The sequence below is a fragment of the Streptomyces sp. NPDC050988 genome, from assembly GCF_044456225.1.
GTDB lineage: Bacteria > Actinomycetota > Actinomycetes > Streptomycetales > Streptomycetaceae > Streptomyces.
The window spans coordinates 160,252-169,006 of record NZ_JBITFQ010000021.1 but is presented as its reverse complement, the minus strand read 5'-3'; the positions used below and the strand labels follow the sequence as shown (position 1 = coordinate 169,006).

The window sequence follows — 8,755 nt, the reverse complement described above, 5'->3', positions numbered from 1 at the left end:
TCCGCCCCCGAACCCCCAAAAGATTGCGCAGTTCCCCGCGCCCCTAAGGTCTTTGGTCTTTAGGGGCGCGGGGAACTGCGCGACAAGCCCCCACCGGCCCGCACCCGACAACAAACCCCACGGGGTCTGGGGCGGAGCCCCAGAGGGATGGGAACGGGTAGGGGCGGCGGGGGCGAAAGAAATGCCTTGGGTCAGGGGAGGCGCTTCGTCAGGGTGTACTCCGTGATCCCCGGGGGATAGTCCGGGATCTCGCACACCACCTCGTAGCCCCGTTGGCGGTAGAAGGCCGGGGCCTGGAAGTCCCACGTCTCCAGACGGGAGTTGCGGCAACCACGTGACGTACGGGCCAGCTGTTCCGCATGGGACAGAAGGTGCGAGCCGATACCACCACCACGGTGACGCTCGTCGACCCAGAGATACGCCACATGCAGCCACCCCGCCCACGTGTGCCCGACCAGACCCCCCGCCACCCCACCGGCCGGATCCAACGCCCACACCTGGAGCGGAACCTCCCGTTCACCAGGGGTTCCGCGCAGAGAACGCAGCACAGGAGACGCGGCCATGTTCGCGTCCCGTAGCCGTGAACGCAGGAATTGACTACGCTCTTTGTCGACTTCTGTCTCAATACGAAACATACGGCTCACCATAAACGCGCTGGCCAATCAGTTCTGCAAATCACCTTCCGCTCCTGCTGCCCGGCCGTACTCTGATGAGCAGCACCGGTGGGGGCCGGTGCTGATCAGGGGGCGAGACAGTCGGGTACGACGCCCGGAGTGGGGGTAGCAGTTCCAGCACGGCGGCGGCCGTGCGGCTGCGGCACCCCGTTTTCCGAGCGTAGGAGTTCGGGATCTCCGGGCGCCGTACCTGCGCCGGCCGTCCCCCGAGCAGTGGGGGTTTCAGTGGTTCGCATCCGTGTCCTGGTCGTCGACGACCACCGTATCTTCGCCGAGTCGCTCGCCGCCGCCCTGGCCGCCGAGCCCGACGTCGACGTGTCCGCGGCCGGCAGCGGCCCGGCCGCGCTGCGCTGCCTGGAGCGCGCGGCCGCCGAGGGCCGCAGATTCGACGTGCTCCTCGTCGACGCCGACCTGGGCGGCAACGTGCCGGGCGCCCGCCCGGCCGTACCCGTCCACGACAACAACGAAGAGGGCCTGGTCGACGGCATCTCGCTGGTCGCGGGCGTCCGTTCGGGCCAGCCCAGCGTTCGTACGGTCGTGCTCGCCGAGAAGGACGACCCGCGTCGTGCGGCGCTCGCCCTCCAGGCCGGTGCCTCGGGCTGGGTCGCCAAGGACTGCTCGCTGTCGCGGCTGCTCACCGTCATACGGGGCGTGCTGCGGGACGAGACGCATCTGCCGCCCGCGCTGCTCACCGGCGTCCTGCGCGAGCTGACGGCCGCGCGGAAGCACCGTACGGAGAGCGAGCGGCTGGTGGAGTCGCTGACTCCGCGGGAGCGGGAAGTGCTGCGGTGCATGGTCGCGGGGCTGGGGCGCAAGGCCGTCGCCGAGCGGCTGTTCCTCTCGCCGCACACCGTCCGTACGCACATGCAGAACGTGCTGGGGAAGCTCGGCGTGCACTCGACCCTTGCCGCCGTGGCGCTCGCCCGCCGGGCCGGGGTCGGGCCCGTCGACCTAGCCGGGGATGTTGTCGAACGGGGCGGTCAACTGGCGTAGCAGCCCGGCGAGTTCGCCGCGCTGGGCCCTGCTGAGTTCCGCCAGGATCGCGCGCTCCTGGTCGAGGAGTCCTGCCAGCGCCTGGTCCGCTCGGTCGCGGCCGTCCTCGGTGAGGCGTACGAGTACGCCGCGGCGGTCGCTGGGGTCGGGGAGGCGTTCGACGAGGCCCTTTTTCGCCAGGCGGTCGATGCGGTTCGTCATCGTGCCCGAGGTGACGAGCGTCTGGGTGAGCAACTGGCCGGGGGAGAGCTGGTACGGGGTCCCTGCGCGCCTGAGTGCCGTCAGGACGTCGAACTCCCAGGGCTCCAGGGCGTGCTCGGCGAACGCGATCCTGCGTGCGCGGTCCAGGTGTCTGGCGAGCCTGCTCACGCGGCTGAGTACCTCGAGCGGTTCCACGTCGAGGTCAGGGCGCTCCCGGCGCCACGCAGCGACCAGCCGATCGACCTCGTCCTCCATGGCGATCAGTGTAGTGGTTGTGTCGACATGAAGTCTCTTGACGTGAAGTCTCTTGACGTCGAGATTGTTGGGGTGTGAGGCTGGAGTTCCGTCGGGACGTCGGGACGTCGGGTGCGGCGTCGATCGTGACTTCGAGGAGGCCCTCCATGCCCGCCACCACTGCCCCCACCTGGGACCCGGGCCAGTATCTGCGCCACGCGGAGCACCGTGCCCGGCCCTTCGCGGAGCTTCTCGCCCGGGTGCCGGCGCTGCCCGGAGAGCCGGCCCGTGTCGCCGATCTGGGCTGCGGTCCGGGCAACGTGACCGTCCAGCTCGCCGAGCGGTGGCGGGGTGCGCGGATTACGGGGTACGACAACTCCGCGGACATGCTGGCCCGGACGGGCGAGCATGCGGGGCCCACGGTGGGGGGTGGGTCGCTGGACTTCGCCCACGCGGACCTCACGGACTGGGTGCCCACGGAGACGTACGACCTGGTCGTCTCCAACGCGGCGCTGCAGTGGGTGCCGGGGCATCTGGACGCTTTTCCCGGCTGGCTCGACGCGGTGGCTCCTGGTGGGACCTTCGCCTTTCAGGTTCCGAACAACATCGATGCGCCTCTGCACGTGCTGATGCGTGAGCTCGCCGCGTCGGCTCGTTGGAAGGGCCGCCTGGATGGCGTCCTCCGCGACACGGACTCCGTCCATCCGCCGCTCCTGTATCTGGACCGGCTGGCCCGTCTGGGGTGCGCGGTGGACGTCTGGGAGACGACCTATATGCAGCTCCTGGAGGGGGAGGACCCGGTACTCGACTGGTCCAAGGGCACGGGGCTGCGTCCTGCCCTCACCGCCCTCGCGGACGACCCTGAGGCGCTGGACGCCTTCGTGGGCGAGTACCGCGATCTGCTCCGCAGGGCTTATCCGACGGCTCCGTACGGGACGGTTCTTCCGTTCCGGCGGTTGTTCGTGGTGGCTCGGAAGGGCTAGGCGCCTGCGGGTCGTGGGTGGGCGGGGCCGTGCCGGTATGTCCAGCCCGCCGCTGCGGGGCGTACTGCCCGGCGTAGTCGGGTGGGCGTTTCCAGCGGGAGCCGTATGCGGCGGGCTGTGACATACCGGCACGGCCCCGCCCGGTTGTACGGCGGCTGCGGGTGACGGGGGTTGAGGCGTACGTGGCGCGGCTGGTCGCCTGCGGAGCGGCGGTGGCCTGGGACGGTGAACTTCCGGGGCACCGCCGCTTCTACTCCGAGGGCCCGGTGGGCAATCGGCTGGAGTTCCTGGAGCCGGTGGTCAGGGCGTGCGGCCCAGGTGGGTGATGAGGATGCGGATCACGCTGTCGTCGATCAGGTAGAGGACGCGGTAGTTGTCGACGCGAAGGCGCCGGATGTTGGGGCCGTAGGCGGTGGAGTTGGCGGGGCGCGGGGCCTCGGCGAGCGTGTCGACGGTTTCGTAGACGGCGGCGAGTCCCGTGGGGTCGTCCTTGAGGAACCGCACCGCCGCGTTCGTGGCGCTCGGCTCCCAGATGATGCGATAGGTCACGGACGCAGCCCCAGGATGCGCCCGACTTCCTCGTGGGGGATGCCCTCTTCGAGCGTGCCCTCGGCCTTGCGGCGCTGGTAGTCGGCGACCGCGAGGGCGTCTTCGAGATCCTCTATCACCTGGGGGGACACCAGCAGCGCGGCGACGTGACCGTGGTCCGTGAGGGCGATGGTCTCGCGGCCGTGAGCGGCTCGGCGGACCAGATCGCCGAGCTGGGAACGAGCCGCGCTGATCGCAATCTCAGTCATGGGCCCATTGGTACCACAAGGTTGACCTTGTGGTTACTTGGTTCAACTCTTTCGGGTGGAAGACGCGTGGCCCCGCGCATTCCCCGCGTAGCGCCTGCTACGCCTTCCGGCGCCCTATCAGGCGAGGCTTCGCCTCCAGGCCGTCCAGGCCGTGCCAGGCCAGGTTTACGAGGTGGGCTGCTACCTCGGCTTTTTTGGGGCGGCGGACGTCGAGCCACCACTGGCCGGTCAGGGCGACCATGCCGACCAGGGCCTGGGCGTAGAGAGGGGCGAGTTTTGGGTCGAAGCCTCGGCGTTTGAACTCGCGGCCCAGGATGTCCTCCACCTGCGTCGCGATGTCCGAGATCAGGGATGCGAAGGAGCCTGTGGACTGGGGGATGGGGGAGTCGCGGACCAGGATGCGGAAGCCGTCCGTGTACTCCTCGATGTAGTCGAGGAGGGCGAACGCTGCTTGTTCGCAGAGCTCGCGTGGGTGGCCTGCTGTGAGGGAGCTTGTTACGCCGTCCAGGAGGCGGCGCATCTCGCGGTCCACGACTACGGCGTACAGGCCTTCCTTGCCGCCGAAGTGCTCGTAGACCACCGGTTTGGAGACGCCGGCCTTCGCCGCGATCTCCTCCACCGATGTCGCCTCGAAGCCCTTCTGGGCGAAGAGGGTGCGGCCGATCTCCAGCAACTGGGCCCGCCGCTCCGCACCGGTCATCCGGGTGCGGCGGGCGCGCCGCGGCTTTTCATTGCTGGGTGTGCTGGAGTCGGCCACGCCGTCAATCATGCCGCGTCGGCGGCCTCCGCCTTGCGTCGGGAGCCCTTCCCGTCCGGGTTGCGGCGGGAATCGATACGCGAGCGTGACGGCCAGCGCACGTCGTACGCCCAGCCGAGCATTTCGAACCAGCGGATCAGGCGGGCCGAGGAGTCCACCTGGCCGCGCTCCACGCCGTGCCTGGCCGAGGTCGGGTCCGCGTGGTGGAGGTTGTGCCAGGACTCGCCGCAGGAGAGGACCGCCAGCCACCACACGTTGCCCGAGCGGTCACGCGACTTGAAGGGGCGCTTGCCCACCGCGTGGCAGATCGAGTTGATCGACCAGGTGACGTGGTGCAGCAGCGCCACCCGGACGAGCGAGCCCCAGAAGAAGCCCGTGAACGCGCCCCACCAGGACATCGTCACCAGGCCGCCGATCAGGGCGGGGAGTGTCAGGGACAGTCCCGCCCACAGGAGGAACTGGCGCGAGATCGTGCGGATCGTCTTGTCCTTGATCAGGTCCGGCGCGTACTTGTCCTGCGGTGTCTGCTCCTCGTCGAACATCCAGGCGATGTGGGCCCACCACAGGCCCTTCATCAGCGCCGGGACCGTCTCCCCGAAGCGCCACGGCGAGTGGGGGTCGCCCTCGGCGTCGGAGAACTTGTGGTGCTTGCGGTGGTCCGCCACCCAGCGGACCAGCGGGCCCTCGACGGCCATCGAGCCCGCGATAGCGAGCGCGATGCGCAGGGGGCGCTTTGCCTTGAAGGCGCCGTGCGTGAAGTAGCGGTGGAAGCCGATCGTGATGCCGTGGCAGCCGAGGTAGTAGAAGAAGACCAGCAGGCCGAGGTCGAGCCAGCTCACGCCCCAGCCCCAGGCCAGCGGCACTGCCGCGAGGACCGCGAGGAAGGGGACGGTGATGAAGAGGAGAAGGGTGATCTGCTCGATCGAACGCTTCTGCTCGCCGCCGAGCGTGGCGGAGCGGAGTGCGGTGTCGTCGTTGTTCGCCTCGGGGGCGTCATCGATCACATCGGAACTCGTGGTCATGGGAGCGTCCCCTGTGGGGTCGAGGGTTGTGAGAGTGGCCGGTAATCGCGCCTGCCGGGTTGCCGGAAACCGCGCCTACGGTTCCGTAACCTACGGCGTCGTAAGTATGGCAGTGCCTCGCCCGGCGGCAAGAGCCCGAGAGACCGCGCGTCCGTATGGACACCTATCCTTAAGGTCGGTCGGACAGCGCGGTCCGCTCTGTTTCATTCCCGGATGCCCCGTCGCCGATGCGCGCCCGCCGCCCAGGTGACGGGTTCCCCTCCAGACGAGCTTCAACACTGCAAGGAGCCGCACCTGTGAGCAGTGCCGACGACCAGACCACGACAACCAGCAGTGAGCTGCGCGCCGACATCCGCCGCCTGGGCGATCTGCTGGGCGAGACCCTCGTACGCCAGGAGGGGCCCGAGCTGCTGGAACTGGTCGAGAAGGTCCGCCGCCTCACCCGCGAGGACGGTGAAGCCGCCGCCGAACTGCTGCGCGGCACGGAACTGGAGACCGCGGCCAAGCTGGTCCGCGCCTTCTCCACCTACTTCCACCTGGCCAACGTCACCGAGCAGGTGCACCGCGGCCGCGAGCTGCGCGCCAGGCGGGCCGCCGAGGGCGGACTGCTCGCCCGCACGGCGGACCGGCTCAAGGACGCCGACCCCGAGCACCTGCGCGCGACCGTGCAGCACCTGAACGTTCGCCCGGTCTTCACGGCGCACCCCACCGAGGCGGCCAGGCGCTCCGTCCTCAACAAGCTGCGCCGGATCGCCGCCCTGCTGGAGACGCCCGTCATCGAAGCCGACCGGCGTCGCTACGACACCCGTCTGGCCGAGAACATCGACCTCGTCTGGCAGACGGACGAGCTGCGCGTGGTGCGTCCCGAGCCCGCCGACGAGGCCCGCAACGCCATCTACTACCTGGACGAGCTGCACGCCGGCGCCGTGGGCGATGTGCTGGAGGACCTGACCGCCGAGCTGGAGCGCGTCGGTGTCGTCCTGCCCGACGAGACCCGGCCGCTCACTTTCGGTACCTGGATCGGCGGCGATCGTGACGGCAACCCGAACGTGACCCCGCAGGTCACCTGGGACGTCCTGATCCTCCAGCACGAGCACGGCATCAACGACGCGCTGGAGCTGATCGACGAGCTGCGCGGCTTCCTGTCGAACTCCATCCGCTACACCGGGGCCACCGAGGAGCTCCTGGATTCCCTGCGGACCGACCTGGAGCTGCTTCCGGAGATCAGCCCCCGCTACAAGCGCCTCAACGCCGAGGAGCCCTACCGCCTCAAGGCCACCTGCATCCGGCAGAAGCTGGAGAACACCAAGCAGCGCCTCGCCAAGGGCACCGCGCACGAGGACGGCCGGGACTACCTCGGCACCGCCGAGCTGCTCAAGGACCTGACCCTCGTCCAGAGTTCGCTGCGCGAGCACCGGGGCGCGCTGTTCGCCGACGGCCGCATGAACCGTACGATCCGCACGCTCGCCGCCTTCGGCCTCCAGCTCGCCACCATGGACGTACGGGAACACGCGGACGCCCACCACCAGGCGCTCGGGCAGCTCTTCGACCGGCTCGGCGAGGAGTCGTGGCGGTACGAGGACATGCCGCGCGAGTACCGGCACAAGCTGCTCGCCAAGGAGCTGCGGTCCCGGCGGCCGCTCGGGCCCACCCCGGCACCGCTGGACGCGGCCGGCGAGAAGACCCTCGGCGTCTTCGAGACCGTGAAGCGGGCCCTCGGGGTGTTCGGGCCCGAGGTGATCGAGTCGTACATCATCTCGATGTGCCAGGGCGCCGACGACGTGTTCGCCGCGGCGGTGCTGGCCCGCGAGGCCGGGCTGATCGATCTGCACGCCGGCTGGGCGAAGATCGGCATCGTGCCGCTGCTGGAGACCACGGACGAGCTCAAGGCCGCGGACACGATCCTGGAGGACATGCTGTCCGACCCGTCCTACCGGCGGCTCGTGGCGCTGCGCGGTGACGTGCAGGAGGTCATGCTCGGGTACTCCGACTCGTCGAAGTTCGGCGGCATCACGACGAGTCAGTGGGAGATCCACCGGGCGCAGCGGCGGCTGCGTGACGTCGCCCATCGGTACGGTGTGCGGCTGCGGCTCTTCCACGGGCGTGGCGGCACGGTGGGGCGTGGCGGCGGTCCGTCCCACGACGCGATCCTCGCGCAGCCCTGGGGCACGCTGGAGGGCGAGATCAAGGTGACCGAGCAGGGCGAGGTCATCTCCGACAAGTACCTCGTGCCGTCGCTCGCGCGGGAGAACCTGGAGCTGACGGTCGCGGCCACGCTGCAGGCGTCCGCCCTGCACACCGCGCCCCGCCAGTCCGACGAGGCGCTCGCCCGCTGGGACGCGGCCATGGACGTGGTCAGCGACGCCGCCCACGCGGCCTACCGCGGGCTGGTCGAGGACCCGGACCTTCCGACGTACTTCCTCGCCTCCACGCCGGTGGACCAGCTCGCCGACCTGCACCTGGGCTCGCGGCCCTCCCGCCGCCCCGGCTCGGGCGTCTCGCTCGACGGACTGCGCGCCATCCCGTGGGTGTTCGGCTGGACCCAGTCCCGGCAGATCGTGCCCGGCTGGTTCGGTGTCGGCTCCGGTCTGAAGGCTTTGCGCGAGGCCGGTCTCGACAGCGTGCTGGAGGAGATGCACGAGCAGTGGCACTTCTTCCGCAACTTCCTCTCCAACGTCGAGATGACGCTGGCGAAGACGGACCTGCGGATCGCCGGGCACTACGTCGACACGCTCGTCCCGGACGACCTGAAGCACGTCTTCGAGACCATCCGGGCCGAGCACGAGCTGACCGTGCGCGAGGTGCTGCGCGTCACCGGTGAGCCGGGGCTTCTGGATGCCCACCCGGTGCTGAAGCAGACCTTCACCATCCGGGATGCCTATCTTGACCCGATCTCGTACCTTCAGGTCGCTCTGCTGAAGCGGCAGCGTGATGCGACCGCCTCCGGCGAGGAGCCCGATCCGCTGCTGGCCCGGGCCCTGCTTCTGACGGTCAATGGCGTGGCGGCCGGGTTGCGCAACACGGGCTGACTCCGTCGGGAAGGGCTCCGCGGGCAGGGTCGTGTGTTGTCTGCGGGCGCGTGGGGGCTGGTCGC

Annotated in this window: 9 protein-coding genes and 1 pseudogene; 4 read left to right on the top strand and 6 right to left on the bottom strand. The window is 69.7% G+C overall.

Features of this window, described 5'->3' with window-relative positions:
• Positions 1-191: 191 nt before the first annotated feature.
• Positions 192-647 (bottom strand): GNAT family N-acetyltransferase, encoded by a 456-nt coding sequence (locus ACIBEI_RS34025; protein WP_398894139.1) that lies wholly within the window; start codon positions 645-647, stop codon positions 192-194.
• A gap of 252 nt (positions 648-899) precedes the next feature.
• Between ACIBEI_RS34025 and ACIBEI_RS34020 the strand changes: the two genes are divergently transcribed.
• Positions 900-1,667 carry a response regulator transcription factor gene (locus ACIBEI_RS34020; protein WP_269651134.1) on the top strand — a complete coding sequence of 256 codons (768 nt, stop codon included), beginning with the start codon at positions 900-902 and terminating at the stop codon, positions 1,665-1,667.
• Here the strand turns inward: ACIBEI_RS34020 and ACIBEI_RS34015 are convergent.
• Positions 1,626-2,123: a MarR family winged helix-turn-helix transcriptional regulator gene (locus ACIBEI_RS34015; protein ID WP_055617964.1), complete on the bottom strand. Its 498-nt coding sequence runs from the start codon at positions 2,121-2,123 to the stop codon at positions 1,626-1,628. The genes ACIBEI_RS34020 and ACIBEI_RS34015 overlap by 42 nt on opposite strands.
• 146 nt (positions 2,124-2,269) lie before the next feature.
• Between ACIBEI_RS34015 and ACIBEI_RS34010 the strand changes: the two genes are divergently transcribed.
• A complete protein-coding gene (locus ACIBEI_RS34010; RefSeq protein ID WP_398894112.1) occupies positions 2,270-3,085 on the top strand; it encodes a trans-aconitate 2-methyltransferase in 816 nt (271 codons plus the stop codon).
• A gap of 155 nt (positions 3,086-3,240) precedes the next feature.
• A pseudogene (locus ACIBEI_RS34005) lies at positions 3,241-3,411 on the top strand (VOC family protein); the annotation flags it as partial.
• On the opposite strand, the gene ACIBEI_RS34000 reads toward ACIBEI_RS34005, so the two are convergent.
• The 4 genes from ACIBEI_RS34000 to ACIBEI_RS33985 form a co-directional block, all read right to left on the bottom strand.
• The gene (locus ACIBEI_RS34000) at positions 3,386-3,634 is read right to left on the bottom strand and encodes a type II toxin-antitoxin system RelE/ParE family toxin (protein ID WP_398894110.1); all 249 of its coding nucleotides are present in this window, start codon (positions 3,632-3,634) and stop codon (positions 3,386-3,388) included. The pseudogene ACIBEI_RS34005 and the gene ACIBEI_RS34000 overlap by 26 nt on opposite strands.
• Positions 3,631-3,882 carry a type II toxin-antitoxin system Phd/YefM family antitoxin gene (locus tag ACIBEI_RS33995; RefSeq protein ID WP_266699654.1) on the bottom strand — a complete coding sequence of 84 codons (252 nt, stop codon included), beginning with the start codon at positions 3,880-3,882 and terminating at the stop codon, positions 3,631-3,633. Before ACIBEI_RS33995 ends, ACIBEI_RS34000 begins: the two co-directional genes overlap by 4 nt.
• A 97-nt stretch (positions 3,883-3,979) precedes the next feature.
• A complete protein-coding gene (locus tag ACIBEI_RS33990) occupies positions 3,980-4,651 on the bottom strand; it encodes a TetR/AcrR family transcriptional regulator (protein ID WP_143638968.1) in 672 nt (223 codons plus the stop codon).
• On the bottom strand, positions 4,648-5,661 hold the full coding sequence (locus tag ACIBEI_RS33985; protein ID WP_398894108.1) for an acyl-CoA desaturase: 1,014 nt from the start codon (positions 5,659-5,661) through the stop codon (positions 4,648-4,650). Before ACIBEI_RS33985 ends, ACIBEI_RS33990 begins: the two co-directional genes overlap by 4 nt.
• Before the next feature lie 296 nt (positions 5,662-5,957).
• On the opposite strand from ACIBEI_RS33985, the gene ppc reads away from it, so the two are divergent.
• Entirely contained in the window at positions 5,958-8,690 is a 2,733-nt protein-coding gene (gene ppc / locus ACIBEI_RS33980) for a phosphoenolpyruvate carboxylase (RefSeq protein ID WP_398894106.1), read from the top strand.
• Positions 8,691-8,755 lie beyond the last annotated feature (65 nt).